The 17,290-nt window shown below is 63.5% G+C and carries 14 protein-coding genes; 7 read left to right on the forward strand and 7 right to left on the reverse strand.

Annotation, left to right across the window (positions count from 1 at the left end):
* Positions 1 to 612 precede the first annotated feature (612 nt).
* The gene (locus CFE42_RS05325) at positions 613 to 1,560 is read right to left on the reverse strand and encodes a LysR substrate-binding domain-containing protein (RefSeq protein WP_004632830.1); all 948 of its coding nucleotides are present in this window, start codon (positions 1,558 to 1,560) and stop codon (positions 613 to 615) included.
* A gap of 159 nt (positions 1,561 to 1,719) precedes the next feature.
* On the opposite strand from CFE42_RS05325, the gene CFE42_RS05330 reads away from it, so the two are divergent.
* Positions 1,720 to 2,883: a metallophosphoesterase gene (locus tag CFE42_RS05330; protein WP_004632831.1), complete on the forward strand. Its 1,164-nt coding sequence runs from the start codon at positions 1,720 to 1,722 to the stop codon at positions 2,881 to 2,883.
* Positions 2,884 to 3,137: 254 nt separating this feature from the next.
* Here CFE42_RS05330 and recG read toward each other — a convergent pair whose 3' ends face one another.
* Positions 3,138 to 5,285: an ATP-dependent DNA helicase RecG gene (gene recG / locus CFE42_RS05335; RefSeq protein ID WP_004632832.1), complete on the reverse strand. Its 2,148-nt coding sequence runs from the start codon at positions 5,283 to 5,285 to the stop codon at positions 3,138 to 3,140.
* Between the two features lie 131 nt (positions 5,286 to 5,416).
* Here recG and queA point away from each other — a divergent pair, with 131 nt between their 5' ends.
* The 5 genes from queA to secF all read left to right on the forward strand — a co-directional run bounded on the left by queA (position 5,417) and on the right by secF (position 11,130).
* Positions 5,417 to 6,487, forward strand: coding sequence for a tRNA preQ1(34) S-adenosylmethionine ribosyltransferase-isomerase QueA (queA, locus tag CFE42_RS05340; protein WP_004632833.1), 1,071 nt, complete (start codon positions 5,417 to 5,419; stop codon positions 6,485 to 6,487).
* A 2-nt stretch (positions 6,488 to 6,489) separates the two neighbouring features.
* On the forward strand, positions 6,490 to 7,641 hold the full coding sequence (gene tgt / locus CFE42_RS05345) for a tRNA guanosine(34) transglycosylase Tgt (RefSeq protein ID WP_004632834.1): 1,152 nt from the start codon (positions 6,490 to 6,492) through the stop codon (positions 7,639 to 7,641).
* 105 nt (positions 7,642 to 7,746) lie between these two features.
* Entirely contained in the window at positions 7,747 to 8,079 is a 333-nt protein-coding gene (gene yajC, locus CFE42_RS05350; protein WP_004632835.1) for a preprotein translocase subunit YajC, read from the forward strand.
* Positions 8,080 to 8,189: 110 nt separating this feature from the next.
* Complete coding sequence (gene secD / locus CFE42_RS05355; protein ID WP_004632836.1) at positions 8,190 to 10,079, forward strand: protein translocase subunit SecD; 1,890 nt, start codon at positions 8,190 to 8,192, stop codon at positions 10,077 to 10,079.
* A 79-nt stretch (positions 10,080 to 10,158) separates the two neighbouring features.
* The gene (gene secF, locus CFE42_RS05360; RefSeq protein WP_004632837.1) at positions 10,159 to 11,130 is read left to right on the forward strand and encodes a protein translocase subunit SecF; all 972 of its coding nucleotides are present in this window, start codon (positions 10,159 to 10,161) and stop codon (positions 11,128 to 11,130) included.
* A 99-nt stretch (positions 11,131 to 11,229) separates the two neighbouring features.
* Here the strand turns inward: secF and CFE42_RS05365 are convergent, their stop codons facing one another.
* The 4 genes from CFE42_RS05365 to purB form a co-directional block, all read right to left on the reverse strand.
* Positions 11,230 to 11,826 carry a YceI family protein gene (locus CFE42_RS05365; protein WP_004632838.1) on the reverse strand — a complete coding sequence of 199 codons (597 nt, stop codon included), beginning with the start codon at positions 11,824 to 11,826 and terminating at the stop codon, positions 11,230 to 11,232.
* Between the two features lie 63 nt (positions 11,827 to 11,889).
* Entirely contained in the window at positions 11,890 to 12,462 is a 573-nt protein-coding gene (locus CFE42_RS05370; RefSeq protein ID WP_004632839.1) for a YceI family protein, read from the reverse strand.
* Positions 12,463 to 12,561: 99 nt separating this feature from the next.
* Positions 12,562 to 13,143 (reverse strand): cytochrome b, encoded by a 582-nt coding sequence (locus CFE42_RS05375; RefSeq protein ID WP_004632840.1) that lies wholly within the window; start codon positions 13,141 to 13,143, stop codon positions 12,562 to 12,564.
* Between the two features lie 262 nt (positions 13,144 to 13,405).
* Positions 13,406 to 14,779, reverse strand: coding sequence for an adenylosuccinate lyase (purB, locus tag CFE42_RS05380; RefSeq protein WP_004632841.1), 1,374 nt, complete (start codon positions 14,777 to 14,779; stop codon positions 13,406 to 13,408).
* Between the two features lie 239 nt (positions 14,780 to 15,018).
* Between purB and CFE42_RS05385 the strand changes: the two genes are divergently transcribed.
* Positions 15,019 to 15,627: a glutathione S-transferase gene (locus CFE42_RS05385; RefSeq protein WP_012436387.1), complete on the forward strand. Its 609-nt coding sequence runs from the start codon at positions 15,019 to 15,021 to the stop codon at positions 15,625 to 15,627.
* A gap of 20 nt (positions 15,628 to 15,647) precedes the next feature.
* Here CFE42_RS05385 and CFE42_RS05390 read toward each other — a convergent pair whose 3' ends face one another.
* A complete protein-coding gene (locus CFE42_RS05390; protein WP_004632843.1) occupies positions 15,648 to 17,246 on the reverse strand; it encodes an FMN-binding glutamate synthase family protein in 1,599 nt (532 codons plus the stop codon).
* Positions 17,247 to 17,290 lie beyond the last annotated feature (44 nt).

A 17,290-nucleotide genomic window follows, 5' to 3' on the forward strand; every position in this document is an offset into this window, starting at 1 on the left:
CCGCCTCGGGCGTGGCCCGCAATTGGACATGCACCATGCGGTAGGCAGCGTTTTTTGTCAGTTAAGGCGGTGAGCTATGCGGTTTATCACGCGGCGCAAAGTCCGAGCTCTGCTTGTCTTGTGCATATTTGTAGGCGTCACAACTGCCGCTATCGTGTGGCGATGGGACACTAAGCTATGGACAGCCATCCTTTGTGCTCCGCCGTGACGCGTCGGCATTCACGCCGGTTGACGCTCGTTCATCTAAGCGGAAACCCCGGGGATATGTGGACCAAGGAGTACAAAACCAACACGAGCCTATCGCAGTCTAGGGACATCTGATAGGCCTCCAACCTTCCAGCGCACTAATCTGTGGCCTCTGCTTCTTCAGTGACGTGGCTAGCTGCCATTTACGGCGAGCGCCTGAGGATCCAACAATGAAGCATTTAAGGCAGTTTTCCCGTCACCACCCGCCCTCCAACAAGAACGAGGAAGGGAACTGCGAACGCCACATGGCAATCTGATCAGCTTCGCTATTTTTTCTAGCCAACTTCGCTAATTCTCAGCGAAAAAGCGTCGCTTTTTCTAATTCCCTTCGCTAAGCCGACAACGGTCAACGCACCACTCAGGAGATCAGTGAACGAGCGGCGTGGGCGGCAACAGCTTGATGCCGGGCAGGTTGCATTGCGCGACCGCCTTGGCCACCGCTTCGATCGCGGCGATGCGGGTGAAACTCTTGCGCCAGGCCAGCACAACGCGGCGGTCGGGCACCGGCTCCTGAAAGGGCACGTAGGTCAGCAGATCGGTGGCGGCAGGCCGCATGTTCGGCACCGACGTACGCGGCAGGACGGTAATGCCCACGCCGCTGGCGACCATATGGCGAATCGTTTCCAGCGACGAACCCTCGAAGGTTTTCTGGATGCCGTCCGCATTCTGCGAGAAACGCGACAGCTCCGGGCACACGCCCAGCACGTGGTCGCGGAAGCAATGGCCGTTGCCGAGCAGCAGCATGGTTTGCTGCTTAAGCGCCGCTGGGTCCACCGACGACGCCTTCGCCAGTTCGTGGCCGCGCGGCACCGCCACGACAAAGGGCTCGTCGTACAGCGGCACCGTCATCAGGCCGGCTTCCGGAAACGGCTCGGCCATGATGGCGCAGTCGATCTCGCCCTGCTTGAGCAGCTCCACCAGCCGCACAGTGAAGTTCTCCTGCAGCATCAGCGGCATCTGCGGGACGGTGTCGATCATCTGCTTGACCAGCGCGGGCAGCAGATACGGGCCGATCGTATAAATCACCCCGAGCCGCAGCGGCCCGGCCAGGGGGTCCATCCCCTGCTTGGCGATCTCGCGGATCGCCATCGTCTGTTCAAGCACACGCTGCGCCTGCGTGACGATCTGCTCGCCGACAGGCGTGACGCTCACTTCCGACGCGCCGCGCTCGAAGATCTGCACGGCCAGCTCGTCTTCCAGCTTCTTGATGGCGACCGACAGCGTCGGCTGCGAGACGAAGCAGGCCTCGGCGGCACGCCCAAAGTGGCGTTCCCGCGCAACGGCGACGATGTATTTGAGTTCGGTGAGCGTCATGGCGATCAATCGACTTGGGGATGTCGATAGATTTTACCAAGGGACGTGCGATGTTGCTTGGGGTTCGAATGGCGGTCCGGCATTGACAACGCTGCCATCCGCCCCATCTCCCGTGAATGCGTTTCACCGAAACACAAAACAGTAAGGAGCCGCCCCAGCATGCGTGACGAACCTAACGGCAGTCGATCCCTGCCCCGCGGCAGACGCCGCTTCCTGATGACGACGGTCGGGCTCATGGCAGCGCTGCATGTCTACATTGGATGGCGGCTGCTGCCGGATCTGGGCTGGAATGGCGCCGGCTGGGCTGCGGGCATCATCTTCCTACTCATATCGACGGTGATGATTCCCACTGGGATGGCGGCGCGCTTCGTGATCCGCCCCATCTCGCTGGCCGATCGCGTGTCTTGGTTCGGTGCGTTGCTGATGGGCCTGTTCTCTTCGCTGTTCGTGCTGACGCTGCTGCGCGACATCGCGCTGATCGTGCTGCCACAGGCTTATCGGCATGACTCGGCCCTGCTCGTCGTCGCGCTCACCTTGCTGGTGACGTTGATCGGCTATGTCAACGCGCGTCGCATCCCCCGCGTCGCGCGGGTGACGGTGCCCATCGCAGGCCTGCCGGCGCCGCTGCACGGCTTCACCATCGCGCAAATCACCGATCTGCATGTCGGCCCCACCATCAAGCGTGCGTATGTGGCGGGCGTGGTCGACCGGCTCAATGCACTGCAACCCGATGTCATCGCCGTGACGGGCGATCTGGTGGACGGCGAGGTCGAAGTGCTGCGACCACATATCGCGCCGCTGGCCGGCATGTCGGCTCGGCACGGCGTTTTTGCGGTAACGGGTAATCATGAGTACTACTCGGGCGTCGGCCCGTGGGTATCCGAGTTCGAGCGGCTCGGCATGCGGGTGCTGATGAACGAGCATGCGGTGCTCGAACATGACGGCGCGCCACTGGTGATCGCAGGCGTGACCGATTTCAGTGCGGGTAAGTTCGACACTGCGCACACGAGCGATCCGACGCGAGCGCTGGCGGGGTCGCCGTCCGGCGTGACGCCCACGATCCTGCTCGCGCATCAACCGCGTAGCGCCCCGGCCGCGGCAGAGGCCGGCTTCGACCTGCAACTGTCAGGACACACGCATGGTGGCCAGTTCTGGCCGTGGAGTTTGTTTGTCCCGCTGCAGCAGCCATTTACGGCCGGATTGCACAAGCTGGGGCGTCTGTGGATCTACACCAGCCGTGGCACCGGATATTGGGGCCCGCCCAAGCGGTTCGGTGCGCCGTCGGAGATCACGCTGATTCGGCTGGAGCCGACTATCGGCTAAGCCGTGAGGGCGAGCGTCGGACGAAGAGCGATGGGACATCAACGTCTCGCGCCCGGCCGAGTCCACCCGCGCCGTCGCAGAGCATACGAAAGTTGTAACGGCGCCTCATACGGGCGACATGCCGGTCCGTGTCGTTCAGCTGACGGAGAGACGGAGATCGCCGCCCCGCTCAAGCAGGCCGATCGTGCGATGGACACGGCCAAGCGCTTGCGCAAGCAGGCACAGCTGGCGTACCGAAGCGTGCGCCTCAGCCCTTAAACACGCAGGTAGTGCTCGCGCTCGCCCAGCCAGCGCTTGAGATGGGTGTCGACGGCTTCAGGAAAGCGCGCGAGCATCTCGTCCGCGGTGCCCTGCGCAAACTCGACGAGCCACGCATCTTGGTTCAGGTCGGCAAAGCGCAGCATCGCTTCGCCCGATTGCCTCGCCCCCAGGAACTCGCCAGGGCCGCGGATCTCCAGATCGCGCCGGGCGATTTCGAAACCGTCGGTGATCTCGCGCATGGTCTGCAGGCGTTGCTTGGCCGTCGGGGACAGTGGCGCCTGATACAGCAGCACGCAGACCGATTCCGCCGTGCCGCGCCCCACCCGCCCGCGCAGTTGATGCAGTTGCGCAAGGCCAAAGCGCTCGGCGTGCTCGATCACCATCAATGAGGCATTGGGCACGTCCACGCCCACTTCGATGACGGTGGTGGCCACCAGCACGTGCAGGTCGCCGCCGGCGAAGGCGCTCATCACGGCGGCCTTCTCGGCCGATGGCAGGCGTCCATGCACGAGGCCCACCTTCAGGCCTTGCAGACTTTGCGAAAGCGTCTCGAAGGTTTCAACGGCAGTCTGCAGCTGCAGCGCTTCGCTTTCCTCGATCAGCGGGCAAACCCAGTAGACCTGTCGCCCTTCGCGTGCTGCGGCGTAGATGCGTTCAATCACTTCGTCGCGCCGCGCATCATTCACCAGGCGCGTCACGATGGGCGTGCGGCCGGGCGGCAACTCGTCGATGGCAGAGACGTCGAGATCGGCGTAATACGTCATCGCCAGCGTGCGCGGGATCGGCGTGGCGGACATCATCAGTTGGTGCGGCACCTGGACGTTGGCGGCGGGGCCGTCGCCGTTGCTCGCCTTGCCGCGCAGGGCGAGCCGCTGCGCCACGCCGAAGCGATGCTGTTCATCGACCACCGCCAGGCCGAGCCGCGCGAACGTGACCGCATCCTGGATCAGCGCGTGCGTGCCGATCACGAGTTGCGCCGTGCCGGCCGCCACGCGCGCCGCCGCCTCGTCCTTCTGCTTGCGCTTGAGGCTGCCGGCCAGCCAGACGATGTCCACGCCCAGCGGCTCCAGCCACGCAGAAAGCTTGCGGTAGTGCTGCTCGGCCAGCAGTTCGGTCGGCGCCATCAGCGCCGCCTGCCAGCCCGCATCGATGGCCTGGCACGCTGCCAGCGCGGCAATGACGGTCTTGCCGCTGCCTACGTCGCCCTGCAGCAACCGCTGCATCGGGTACGGGTGCGCCAGATCGGCGCGAATCTCTTCCCACACGCGGGCCTGGGCGCCGGTCAGCTTGAACGGCAGCGCATCCATGAAGCGCGCGAGCAGCCCATCCTTGCCGCTGTCGCGCAGGATGGGCGCGTTGCGCATGCGGCGCGCGGCCTGCGCACGCTTGAGCGACAACTGCTGCGACAGCAGTTCATCAAACTTGATGCGCAGCCACGCCGGGTGCGTGCGCTCGACGAGGCTGTGCTCATCGACATCGGGCATCGGCTGATGCAGCAGGCGCACGGCGTCGGCCGGCGTCATCAGCTTGAGCGGCGCGAGCGGGCCGGTGACGAGGCTGTTCGGCAGCGTTTCCGGCAGCGGCGTGCGCGTGAGCGCGTTCAGGATTGCCTTGCGCAGATAGGCCTGCGCCACGCCGGCCGTGCTCGGATACACCGGTGTCAGGCGATCGGGCAGCGGCTCATCGTCCGCCACGGCGCGCACGGTCGGGTGCACCATCTCGGCGCCGAAGAAGCCGCCGCGCACTTCGCCGCGCACGCGCAGGCGCACGCCTTCGGCCATCTGCTTGACCTGGCTGCCGTAGAAATTGAGAAAGCGCAGGACCAGTTCGCCCGAGTCATCGGCGATATGCACGACGAGCTGCCGACGCGGCCGAAACGCCACTTCATTGCGCGTGACCGTGCCTTCCACCTGCGCAGCCCAGCCGGTGTTGGCGCGGGCCGTGGCCTCGGCAATGGTCAGCAGCGTGGTTTCATCCTCGTAGCGCATCGGCAGATGGAGGACGAGATCGACGTCGCGGTGCAGGCCGAGCTTGGCGAGCTTGTCTGCTGGGCGGGCAGTTTTGGCCGTTGCCTTGGCTGGCTTGTCTGCCGTGGCCGCGCGTTTTGGCTTCGGCGCCGGCGCAGTATCAGCGTCGGGCATAGGAGCAGCATCAGTGGCGGAACGGGCGCGAGACGGCACAGGACGTTTACAATGGCGAACTTTGCGAGTCGCCCGATTGTACCGGCGCCCGCGACCATCACTTGGCGCAATCCACGTCTGCGCCACTTTTCATGCTGACGCTGTCCGATTTCGATTTCGATCTGCCGCCTGAGCTGATCGCACAAACCGCCCTGCCCGACCGCACCGCGAGCCGCCTGCTGGCCGTACGCCGTACGGAAGATGCCGTGCATTTTGAAGACCGCCAGTTTGCCGACCTGGTCGACTACCTGCGCCCCGGCGACCTGCTGGTCTTCAACGACACGCGCGTCATCAAGGCACGCTTTTTTGGCCACAAAGCCAGCGGCGGCAAGGTGGAGGTGCTTGTCGAGCGCCTGCTGGACGAACACACGGTGCTGGCGCAGATCCGCTCCAGCAAGTCGCCCGTCGAGGGCACCTCGCTGCGCCTGGCCGACGCCTTTGACGTGACGGTCGGACCGCGCGCCGAGCCGTTCTTTACGTTGCGTTTCCCGCAGCCGGCGCTCGATCTGATCGAGCAGTACGGCCGCCTGCCGCTGCCGCCCTACATCGAGCACGACCCCGACAGCTTCGACGAGACGCGCTACCAGACCGTCTATGCGCGCAACCCGGGCGCCGTCGCGGCACCCACGGCCGGTCTGCATTTCGACGATGCGCTGTTCGCCAAGCTGGACGCCATGGGCATCCGGCGCGGTTTTCTCACGCTGCACGTCGGTGCCGGCACGTTCCAGCCGGTGCGCGTGGAAAACATTGCCGAGCACCGCATGCACAGCGAGTGGTACGAAATTACGCCCGAACTGGCCGAAGCGATCCGCGCCACGCGCGCAGCCGGCGGCCGCGTGATCGCGGTCGGCACAACGTCGATGCGCGCGCTTGAATCGGCCGCGCAGCCGGATGGCACGCTCAATGCCTGCAGCGGCGAGACCGACATCTTCATAACCCCCGGCTACCGCTTCCGCGCCGTCGACCTGCTGGTGACGAACTTCCACCTGCCCAAGTCGACCTTGCTGATGCTGGTATCGGCGTTTGCCGGCATGAGCGCCATCCGTGAGGCCTATCAGCACGCCATCGCCCAGCGCTACCGCTTCTTCAGTTACGGCGACGCCATGCTGCTGACGCGCGCCCCCACCGAACCCGGCGAACCCGGCGAAACCCAATCGCTCTGACCATGCTCAAGTACGAACTGCTCACCACTGATGGCCTCGCCCGACGCGGCCGCATGACCCTGAACCACGGCGTGGTCGAAACGCCCATCTTCATGCCGGTGGGCACCTATGGCGCGGTCAAGGCGATGTCCCCGGCGGAGCTGAAGGACATCGGCGCGCAGATCATCCTTGGCAACACGTTCCACCTGTGGCTGCGCCCCGGTCTGGAAGTGATGGACGCGCACAAGGGCCTGCACGGCTTCAACGGCTGGGACAAGCCCATCCTGACCGATTCGGGTGGTTTTCAGGTGTTTTCGCTGGGTGATCTGCGCAAGATCACCGAAGATGGCGTGACGTTTGCGTCGCCCATCAATGGCGACAAGCTGTTCCTGTCGCCCGAGATCTCGATGCAGATCCAGCGCCGGCTGAACTCCGACATCGTCATGCAGTTCGACGAATGCACGCCATACAAGATCGGCGATCGCCCCGCCACCGAGGCCGAAGCCGCCGCCTCGATGCGCATGAGCCTGCGTTGGGCCCAGCGCTCACGCAACGAATTCGAGCGCGAGAAGAATCCGAACGCGCTGTTCGCCATCGTCCAGGGCGGCATGTTCGAGAACCTGCGCGATGAATCGCTGGCCGGTTTGCAAGCGATTGACGCCGATGCGGGCGGCGAAGGTTTCGGCGGCTACGCCATCGGTGGCCTGTCGGTCGGCGAACCCAAGGAAGACATGATGCGCGTGCTGCAGCACGTGGCGCCTCGCCTGCCTGCAAACAAGCCGCATTACCTGATGGGCGTTGGCACGCCGGAAGACCTGGTGGCAGGCGTTGCCGCCGGCGTCGACATGTTCGACTGCGTGATGCCGACCCGCAACGCGCGCAACGGCTGGCTCTTCACCCGCTTTGGCGACATCAAGATCAAGAACGCGGTGCACCGCAACGATCCGCGCCCGCTGGACGAGACCTGCGGTTGCTACACCTGCAGCAATTTCTCCCGCGCCTACCTGCACCATTTGCAGCGCGTCGGCGAGATTCTGGGTGCCCGCCTGAACACCATCCACAACCTCTATTACTACCTGGAATTGATGGCCGAAATGCGCACCGCCATCGAGTCGCACGGCTTTGCCGCATTCCAGGCGCGCTTTGCTGCAGACCGCGCGCGCGGAGCGTTGTAACGCGCCTGCCCAGGGTGCCCGGCGCGCCCATTTGCCGCAGCATCGCAATGGTAGAATGCTCGGTCCGATTTTTGACCGATTGACGAACCATTACGGAGTTCTGACGTGTTCCTGATTTCCGACGCTTACGCGCAAACTGCACCGGCAGCCGGTGGTGCCGCGGGTGGCCTGATGAGCTTCCTGCCCATCATCCTGATGTTCGTGGTGCTGTGGTTCATCATGATCCGCCCGCAAATGAAGCGCCAGAAGGAAACCAAGGCGATGCTCGAAGCCCTGGCCAAGGGCGACGAAGTGGTCACCGCCGGCGGCATCCTCGGTAAGGTCAGCAAGGTGGCCGAGCAGTACGTCACCGTGGAAATCGCTGCCAACACCGAAATCACTGTCCAGAAGAGTGCCGTGACCACCGTGCTGCCCAAGGGCACGCTCAAGGCGCTGTAATCGCCACATCCAGGCGCCGCGCACGATTGTGCCGGCGCCGGAACCCCAGGCAGCGCCTATTCTAAGAATCCGCGCCCGCGCCCTTCGGCGTCGCCTCTCTGCATTCCAAGATGAATCGCTATCCGCTCTGGAAATACCTTGTGATCCTGGTGGCGCTTGCCATTGGGTTCCTCTATACGCTGCCGAACTTCTTCGGTGAGGCGCCTGCTGTGCAGGTGTCTTCGGGCAAGGCCACCGTCAAGGTCGACCTGAACGTGCAAAAGCAGGTCGAGAGCCTGCTGGCTGCGGCCAGCATTCAGCCCGACGGCGTGTTCTTCGACAACAACGGCACCTCCGCCAGCGTGCGCGTGCGTTTTGCCGACACCGACACGCAGCTCAAGGCCAAGGACATCCTGGCCCGCGGCCTGAACACCGATCAAGCCGATCCGACCTACATCGTGGCGCTGAACCTGCTGCCCGGTTCGCCGCGCTGGTTGAGCGGGGCACCGTTCTTTGCCAAGCCCATGTTCCTGGGCCTCGATTTGCGCGGTGGCGTGCACTTCCTGCTGCAGGTCGACATGAACGGCGCCGTGACGAAGAAGCTCGACTCGCTGGCCGGCGACATCCGCACGCAACTGCGTGACAAGGGCATTCGACACAGCGGCATCGACCGCAACGGCAACACCATCACGATCAAGTTCAGCACCCCGGACGACGCCGACCGCGCCCGCACGCTGCTGGCCGATTCGACCCGCGAACTGGCCTACACCGTGGACAAGAGCGCCGACGGCGCCACGCTCACCGGCACCTTCACCGCCGCTGCGATGAAGGAAGTGCAGGACAACGCAGTCAAGCAGAACATCGTCACGCTGCATAACCGAGTGAACGAACTCGGCGTGGCCGAGCCGGTGATCCAACAGCAGGGCCCGGACCGCATCGTTGTGCAATTGCCCGGCGTGCAGGACACCGCCAAGGCCAAGGACATCATCGGCCGCACCGCTACGCTGGAAGCGCGCCTGGCCGATCCGAACGCGCCGCTCGCGCCCCGCCCCGGCGACCCGGTACCGCTGGGCGACGAGCTGTTCACGCAAGGGCGCAGCGCTCCCGTCCTGCTGCAGAAGCAGGTGATCTTCACGGGCGATCGCATCACCAGCGCCTCGGCGGGCTTCGACCAAAATCACAATTCGTCGGTCGACATCACGCTCGACGGCCAGGGCGGCCGCATGCTGCGCGATGTCTCGCGTGACAACATCGGCAAGCGCATGGGTATCGTGCTCTTTGAAAAGGGCAAGGGCGAAGTGCTGACGGTGGCGACCATCCAGTCCGAACTGGGCTCGCGCTTCCAGATCACCGGCATGGGCTCGACCGAGGCGGCTTCCGACCTGGCGCTGCTGCTGCGTGCAGGCTCGCTGGCCGCGCCAATGGAAATCATCGAAGAACGCACCATCGGCCCATCGCTGGGTGCCGACAACATCAAGAAGGGCTTCGATTCGGCGCTGTACGGCTTCCTCGCCATCTCGGTGTTCATGGTGCTGTACTACATGCTGTTCGGCGCGTTCTCGGTGGCGGCCCTGGGCGTCAACGTGTTCCTGCTGATCGCACTGCTCTCCATGCTGCAGGCCACGCTCACGTTGCCCGGTATTGCAGCTATCGCACTGGCGCTCGGTATGGCCATTGACGCGAACGTGTTGATCAACGAGCGCGTGCGTGAAGAGCTGCGCTGCGGCGCGTCGGCACAGATGGCCATCGCCGCCGGCTTTGACCGTGCCTGGGCGACCATCCTCGATTCGAACGTGACGACGCTCATCGCCGGTCTGGCGCTGATCGCCTTCGGTTCGGGCCCGGTACGCGGCTTCGCGATCGTGCACTGCCTGGGGATCGGCACGTCCATGTTCTCGGCGGTGTTCTTCAACCGCGGTCTCGTGAACCTCTGGTACGGCCGCAAGAAGAAGCTCCAGAGCGTCGCCATCGGGCAGGTGTGGAAGCCGGGCAATACGAACGCGGAATCGCCCGCCAAGTAATCACGCCACCCACAACGAATCTCGCATAAAACCGGCACCGCCCCCAACATGAAGGGGCGGTCGCCACAAAGGGCAGACCATGGAGTTTTTCCGCATCCGCCGCGACATTCCGTTCATGAAGCACGCGTTGATCCTCAACGCGCTGTCGTTCCTGACGTTTATCGCCGCTGTCTTCTTCCTGTTCCACAAGGGGCTGCACCTGTCGGTGGAGTTCACCGGCGGTACGGTGATGGAAGTCGCTTACACCCAGGCCGCCGATCTGCCGAAGATCCGCGGCGACGTTGAGAAGCTCGGCTACGCCGATGCGCAGGTGCAGAACTTCGGCACCTCGCGCGACGTGATGATCCGTCTGCCGCTCAAGACCGGCCCGGACGGCAAGCCCATCGCCTCGGCCGTGCAAAGCCAGCAGGTGATGACAGCCCTGAACGCAGTGAACCCCGACGCCAAGCTGCAGCGCGTTGAGTTCGTCGGCCCGCAAGTGGGCAAGGAGCTCGCCACCGACGGCCTGCTGGCGCTCCTGTTCGTTGTGGTCGGCATCGTGATCTACCTGTCGATCCGCTTCGAATGGAAGTTTGCCGTTGCGGGCGTGATCGCCAACCTGCACGACGTTGTGATCATCCTGGGCTTCTTCGCCTTCTTCCAGTGGGAGTTTTCGTTGTCGGTGCTGGCGGGGGTGCTGGCGGTGCTGGGCTATTCGGTTAACGAATCCGTGGTGATTTTCGACCGGATCCGCGAAGCCTTCCGCAAGTACCGCAAGATGAACACGCACGAGGTGATCGATCACGCGATTACCAGCACCATCTCGCGCACGATCATCACCCACGGCTCGACCGAAATGATGGTGGTGTCGATGCTGGTGTTCGGCGGCCCGACGCTGCACTACTTCGCCCTGGCGCTGACGATCGGTATTCTGTTCGGTATCTACTCGTCGGTGTTCGTGGCAGCCGCGCTGTGCATGTGGCTCGGCGTCAAGCGTGAAGACCTGGTCAAGTCCGAGAAGAAGGCCGGTGGCCCGAAGGAAGACGATCCGAACTTCGGCGCGCAAGTCTGAAGACTCGGCTCTTCCAATGCCCAGAGGATGCATTCCTCGGGCAACAAAAAAGCCCCGCAATTGCGGGGCTTTTTCTTTGGCTGTGGCGTGTCGCCAGACTTACTGCTGCGCGACGTTGGCGTCTTGCTTGATGCCTTCCACCTGGATCTTCAGCTTGGTTTCCATGTTGAAGCCATAGGCCTTGCCGTAGTCGACACCGAAGTCGTCGCGCTTGAACTTCATCTCGGCATCGGCGCCGCAGACTTCACGCTTGAGCATCGGGTGCTGCATGCACTTGAACGCGTCGATTTCCAGCTTGGCCGGCTTGGTCACGCCATGCAGCGTCAACTGGCCTTCGGCTTCGGTCGGCACGTCGCCCTTGAACTTCGTGAAGTTGCCCTTGAACGTGGCGGTCGGGTACTTGGCCACGTCGAAAATCTCGGCGCTCTTGGCGTGCTCGTTCATCTTGGCTAGACCGAAGTCGATGCTGTCAGTCTGCACGGTCACGTCGATGCTGCCGGTCTTGGCGGCGCGATCCAGCGTCACGGTGCCGCTGGACTTTTCGAACTTGCCGCGCCACTTCGACAGACCGCCCATGTGGTCAGCTTCGAAGCTTGGGTAGGTGTGGCTCGGATCGAGTTGGTACGTGGCCGGTGCAGCAAAGGCGGCGGTGGCAGCAATGGCCGACAGTGCGGCAACGAGGGTACGCAATTTCATGAGAACTCCTGCGGATAAAAGCGGCACACGAGGGCCGGAAAAACGTTGGGTTGGAACTGCTGATTACTTCTTGGCGATGACGACGCGGAACTTGATCGTTACGTCGTCAGAGACGACCGACGTGTCCTTCCACTCACCGTCACCCACCTTGAATGCGTTGCGCTTGACCGGCAGTGCGCCTTCAAATATCTGCGTGGCGCCTTCCTGCCTGAAGGTGAAAGGTGCCGTCACATCTTGCGTAATGCCCTTGATGGTCAGCTTACCGACCACGTCAACCTTGCCGCCCGCACCGGGCTTGAACGCAGACGACACGAACGTCGCCTTCGGATACTTGGCGGTGTCGAACCAATCCTTCTTCTTGAGTTCGTCGTTGTATTCCTTACTGCCCACGTCGACGCTGGTGACATCGATGTCGACTTTGGCAGTCGATGCCGCCACGTTGGCCGGGTTGTAGTTCACCGCCGCGTCGAACTTGCCGAACTTGATGTCCATCGGCACACCGAGCTGCTTGCCGGTGGCGGTGACGCTGCTCTTGGCGGCATCCACCTGGGCGATGGCCGATACCGACACGGCAGCGATCGCCAGCGCGCCGGCAGCAACCAGGGCGATGACGCGGGGGCGCACAACACGTTTCATCATCAGACTCCTTCAGTCAGGCCGGATCATGCCGGCAGTCTTGGTCAGGATGGACAGGCAGGAGCACCGACACACACCGTGCATCGGCGCATTTGGAAATCAGCGGAGGAAAGGCACCATGCGACGCAGCGTGCCGTCACGCTCGACGACGTGGTGCTTGAGCGCAGCCAGGATGTGCACCACGACGATGGCCGCCATGGTCCAGTTCAGCCATTCGTGCGCCATGCCGAAGATGTCTTTCAGCGTGTCGCTCTTGTCGAACGGCATCGGCAGTTCCCACAGGCCAAGATAGACAACCTTGACGCCGGCCGCGACGCTGAGCAGATAGCCGGTCAGCGGCACCGCAAGAATCAAAAGATACAACCCGACGTGCGCGGCTTCCGCGGCGGCGTGTTGCCACTTCGGCATGCCCGGCACAGGGCCCGGTGCGGGATGCGTCAAGCGCCACAGCACGCGCAGCACCGCAAAGATCAGCACCGTGATACCGATCCATTTGTGATACGAGAACAGTTTCAGCTTGGTAGGCGTAAAGCCCGGGATATCGGTCATGTACAGACCGAGCCCGAAGGCCGCGAAGATCAGCAGCGCGACGATCCAGTGCATCGCAATGGCCGGCTTGGTATAGGCGCCGTGGTCAGCGGCGCCGCGCATGGCGCGATTCGAGTGGGCGGCTTGTGACATCGGTTCCCTCGGTATTTTGGAGCGCTCGGTGGCGGCGCCTGTGGGTAGGGCCACGGCGCCAAACAGTTGTGCATTATTTGCGCAATCCGACCGGTCAAGTCAGCGCGAAGTTCACCAAGCAATTCAAATTTTTTGATTAACTAAGCATATTAATGCCAGCGGCTCAGCGGATAGCTCTGCGGAGGACGCCAACCAAAACGGCCCGCCCTCGGATTCGGGAGCGGGCCGTTCTTCAGACCACACCACCAAATTTTTGCAACAATCAGGCGATACGGCGCGCCAGTTCTTCTGCCTTGCCGATATAGCTGCCGGGCGTCATGTCCAGCAGCAGCTTGCGAGCGTCTTCGGGAATCGCCAGCGTGCCGATGAACTCACGCAGCGCATCTCGCGAAATGCCCTTGCCGCGCGTCAGTTCCTTGAGTTGCTCGTACGGGTTGGCAATGCCGTAGCGACGCATCACGGTCTGCACCGGCTCGGCCAGCACTTCCCAGCAGGCGTCGAGGTCTTCGGCCAGACGGGCCGGGTTGGTTTCGAGCTTGCCGAGGCCGCGCAGGCAGGCGTCGTATGCGAGCAGGCTATAGCCGAACGCCACGCCGATGTTGCGCAGCACGGTCGAATCGGTCAGATCACGCTGCCAGCGCGATACCGGCAGCTTTTCCGACAGATGGCGCAGCACCGCGTTGGCCAGGCCGACGTTGCCTTCGGAGTTTTCGAAGTCGATCGGGTTGACCTTGTGTGGCATCGTCGACGAGCCGATCTCGCCGGCCTTGGTCTTCTGTTTGAAGTAGCCCTGCGAGATGTAGCCCCAGACGTCGCGGTCCAGATCCAGGATGATCGTGTTGGCGCGCGCCACGGCGTCGAACAGCTCCGCCATGTAATCGTGCGGCTCGATCTGGATGGTGTACGGGTTGAACGTCAGGCCCAGGCGCGTCTCGATCACGTTCTTCGAGAAGGCTTCCCAGTCCAGCGACGGATACGCCGACAGGTGCGCATTGTAGTTGCCCACGGCGCCGTTCATCTTGCCCAGCAATTCAACGGCTTCGATGCGGCGGATGGCGCGGTCCAGGCGCGCGGCTACGTTGGCCATTTCCTTGCCCAGCGTGGTCGGGCTGGCCGGCTGGCCGTGCGTGCGCGACAGCATCGGCACGTCGGCGTTGGCATGAGCCAGCTCCACCAGGCGAGCCTGAACGCGGCGCAGCGTCGGCACGATCACGGTGTCACGCGCACCCTTGAGCATCATCCCGTGGGAGGTGTTATTGATGTCTTCCGACGTGCAGGCGAAGTGGATGAACTCGCTGGCGGCTTCCAGCTCGGCATTGCCGCGCACGCGCTCCTTCATCCAGTACTCGACGGCCTTCACGTCATGGTTGGTGACGGCTTCGATCTCTTTGATGCGGGCGGCGTCTGCCTCGGCAAAGTTCTCCACCAGAGCCAGCAGTGCGCCCTCGGCGGCGGCCGAGAAGCGCGGAATCTCTGCCAGGCCAGCCTGCGACAGGGCGATCAGCCAATGCACCTCCACCTTCACGCGATTGCGCATGAAAGCGGCTTCCGACAGCCACTCGCGCAGCGGATCGGCCTTGGCAGCGTAGCGGCCATCGATGGGAGACAGAGCGGTCAGGGCAGAAAGCGACGACATGGCAGGCGGGGAAAAATGTGAAGGGAATCTCAATCCGGACAACCCGGACGCGGCGTTGCGCGTTGAACCAAGGTGCATACGCGCACCCAAGCGAGCCCGCGATTTTACCACCCGGCACCTGTCTTTCATGGCCAATCCAGCCTAAAGCAAGCCTCCGTTTGGTTGAGTTGGGGCCAGGCGCCGCCCAGCGCACTCGGGAAAGTGCGCGGCTATACTTCCGCCTCCAACATGACATGCCTATGAAACTGATCGGATCGCACGCCAGCCCGTACACCCGCAAGGTGCGCGTCGTCCTGGCTGAAAAGAAAATCGACTACCAGTTCGTGCTGGAAGACGTGTGGAGCGCAGATACGCAGATCCACCAGTTCAACCCGCTGGGCAAGGTGCCCTGCCTGGTGATGGACGACGGCGGCGCCCTGTTCGACTCGCGCGTCATTGCGGAATACGCCGATACGCTGTCGCCGGTGGCGCGCCTCATTCCGCCTTCGAGCCGTGAACGCGTAGAAGTGCGCTGCTGGGAAGCGCTGGCCGACGGCCTGCTCGACGCCGCGCTCATGCTGCGCATTGAACACACGCAGCGCACGCCGGAGCAGCGCAGCGAAACGTGGCTTGCACGCCAAAGCCACAAGATCGATCAGGCGCTGCAAGCCATGTCGCAAGGCCTGGCCGACAAGACCTGGTGCAACGGAAACCATCTGACGCTGGCCGACATCGCCGTCGGTTGCGCACTTGCCTACCTGGATTTCCGCCAGCCGCAGATCGACTGGCGCGAGCGTCACGCCAACCTCGCCACGTTCTACGCGCGCATTGAAAAGCGGCCGAGTTTCATGGAAACCCAGCCGCAGTAATCCATGGTAATTCGCGAGCGCTACACGGCCACCGGATCAAACCGTTCGGCCTGGGCCATCGGCCAGTAGCGTTCGTACAACTGGAAGCGATACCGCCCGGCCAGCAGGTCGCCGGGTTCGAGGTACTTGAGCAGAGCGGAGAGCAACTGCACCTCGTTACCCGACACGCGCCGCACGATGTGGTGCGCGCGGAAATCCGCCGGATGCTGCAGGCCGGCCGCCTGCGTCAGTTCCAGCAGCGCGTGCAACGTGTGCGCGTGATATTGATGCACGCGCTCGGCCTTGTCCGGCACCACCAGCGCCTTCTGGCGAGACGGGTCTTGTGTCGCCACGCCGGTCGGGCAGCGGTCGGTGTGGCACTTCTGCGCCTGGATGCAGCCCAGCGCAAACATGAAGCCGCGTGCAGCGTTGCACCAGTCGGCACCCATTGCCAGCGTGCGAGCCACGTCGAACGCCGTGACGATCTTGCCCGACGCGCCAATCTTGATCTTGTCGCGCAGGTTGGTGCCGACCAGCGTGTTGTGCACCAGCAGCAGTCCTTCCTGCAGCGGCGTGCCAACGTGGTCGGTAAATTCCAGCGGCGCCGCGCCCGTGCCGCCTTCCGCGCCGTCAACGACGATGAAGTCCGGGAGGATGCCGGACTCGAGCATTGCCTTGACGATGCCGAAGAACTCCCACGGATGCCCGATGCACAGTTTGAAGCCGGTCGGCTTGCCGCCCGACAGCGTACGCAGCCGATCCACAAACTGCAGGAGCCCCAGCGGCGTGCTGAATTCCGAATGCGCGGCCGGCGAGATGCAGTCCTTGCCGATCTGAATACCGCGCGTGGCGGCAATCTCGGGCGTCACCTTGGCGGCAGGCAGGACGCCACCGTGCCCCGGCTTGGCGCCCTGAGACAGCTTTACCTCGATCATCTTCACCTGGGGGCTGCGCGCCTGTTCGGCAAAGCGGTCTGGATCAAAGCGGCCATTGGCGTCACGGCAGCCGAAGTAGCCGGAGGCGACTTCCCAGATCAGGTCGCCGCCTTCTTCGCGGTGGTACGGCGAGATCGAACCCTCGCCCGTGTCATGGATGAAGTTGCCGAGCTTCGCACCACGGTTGAGCGCGCGAATAGCATTGCCCGACAGCGCCCCGAAGCTCATCGCCGAGATGTTGAACACCGACATCGAATACGGCTTAGCGCGGCCCTCGCCCACCATCACGCGGAAGTCCGACGAGGCAATGCGCGTTGGCGCCAGCGAATGGCCGATCCACTCGTGCCCCGGCACCTTCACATCGACTTCGGTGCCGAACGGACGGCTATCGACTTCGCCCTTGGCGCGCTGATAAACGATGCTGCGCTGTGCGCGTGAGAAGGGCTTTTCGTCCGTGTCGTCTTCAACGAAGTACTGGCGGATTTCCGGGCGAATGAACTCGAACAGGAAGCGGAAGTGACCCCAGAGCGGGTAGTTGCGGAGCACCGAGTGGCGCGTCTGCGTCATGTCGTGCACGCCCAGGATCACGAACACGCCCGGAACGACGGCACAGACCCAATGCAGGCGCCCCGCTACCGCAAACCCCGCGGTGACGGCAAACAACAGCACAACGCCCGCAAAGGCCCAGTAGCGACGTGGCAGCATGACCAACCCAGTGTGGAGACAAATCAGCGCGCAAGCTTAAACGA

Origin of the sequence: Ralstonia sp. PBBBR1, from assembly GCF_002256165.1 — a bacterium.
Lineage (GTDB): Bacteria > Pseudomonadota > Gammaproteobacteria > Burkholderiales > Burkholderiaceae > Ralstonia > Ralstonia thomasii.

Excerpts from the sequence above, each read along its gene's own strand:
- CFE42_RS05330 (WP_004632831.1), top strand. The coding sequence starts at position 1,720 with ATGCGTGACGAACCTAACGGCAGTCGATCCCTGCCCCGCGGCAGACGC.
- secF (WP_004632837.1), top strand. The coding sequence starts at position 10,159 with ATGGAGTTTTTCCGCATCCGCCGCGACATTCCGTTCATGAAGCACGCG.
- recG (WP_004632832.1), bottom strand. The coding sequence starts at position 5,285 with ATGCCCGACGCTGATACTGCGCCGGCGCCGAAGCCAAAACGCGCGGCC.
- secD (WP_004632836.1), top strand. The coding sequence starts at position 8,190 with ATGAATCGCTATCCGCTCTGGAAATACCTTGTGATCCTGGTGGCGCTT.
- CFE42_RS05325 (WP_004632830.1), bottom strand. The coding sequence starts at position 1,560 with ATGACGCTCACCGAACTCAAATACATCGTCGCCGTTGCGCGGGAACGC.
- CFE42_RS05370 (WP_004632839.1), bottom strand. The coding sequence starts at position 12,462 with ATGAAACGTGTTGTGCGCCCCCGCGTCATCGCCCTGGTTGCTGCCGGC.
- CFE42_RS05365 (WP_004632838.1), bottom strand. The coding sequence starts at position 11,826 with ATGAAATTGCGTACCCTCGTTGCCGCACTGTCGGCCATTGCTGCCACC.
- queA (WP_004632833.1), top strand. The coding sequence starts at position 5,417 with ATGCTGACGCTGTCCGATTTCGATTTCGATCTGCCGCCTGAGCTGATC.
- CFE42_RS05385 (WP_012436387.1), top strand. The coding sequence starts at position 15,019 with ATGAAACTGATCGGATCGCACGCCAGCCCGTACACCCGCAAGGTGCGC.
- CFE42_RS05375 (WP_004632840.1), bottom strand. The coding sequence starts at position 13,143 with ATGTCACAAGCCGCCCACTCGAATCGCGCCATGCGCGGCGCCGCTGAC.
- purB (WP_004632841.1), bottom strand. The coding sequence starts at position 14,779 with ATGTCGTCGCTTTCTGCCCTGACCGCTCTGTCTCCCATCGATGGCCGC.
- tgt (WP_004632834.1), top strand. The coding sequence starts at position 6,490 with ATGCTCAAGTACGAACTGCTCACCACTGATGGCCTCGCCCGACGCGGC.
- CFE42_RS05390 (WP_004632843.1), bottom strand. The coding sequence starts at position 17,246 with ATGCTGCCACGTCGCTACTGGGCCTTTGCGGGCGTTGTGCTGTTGTTT.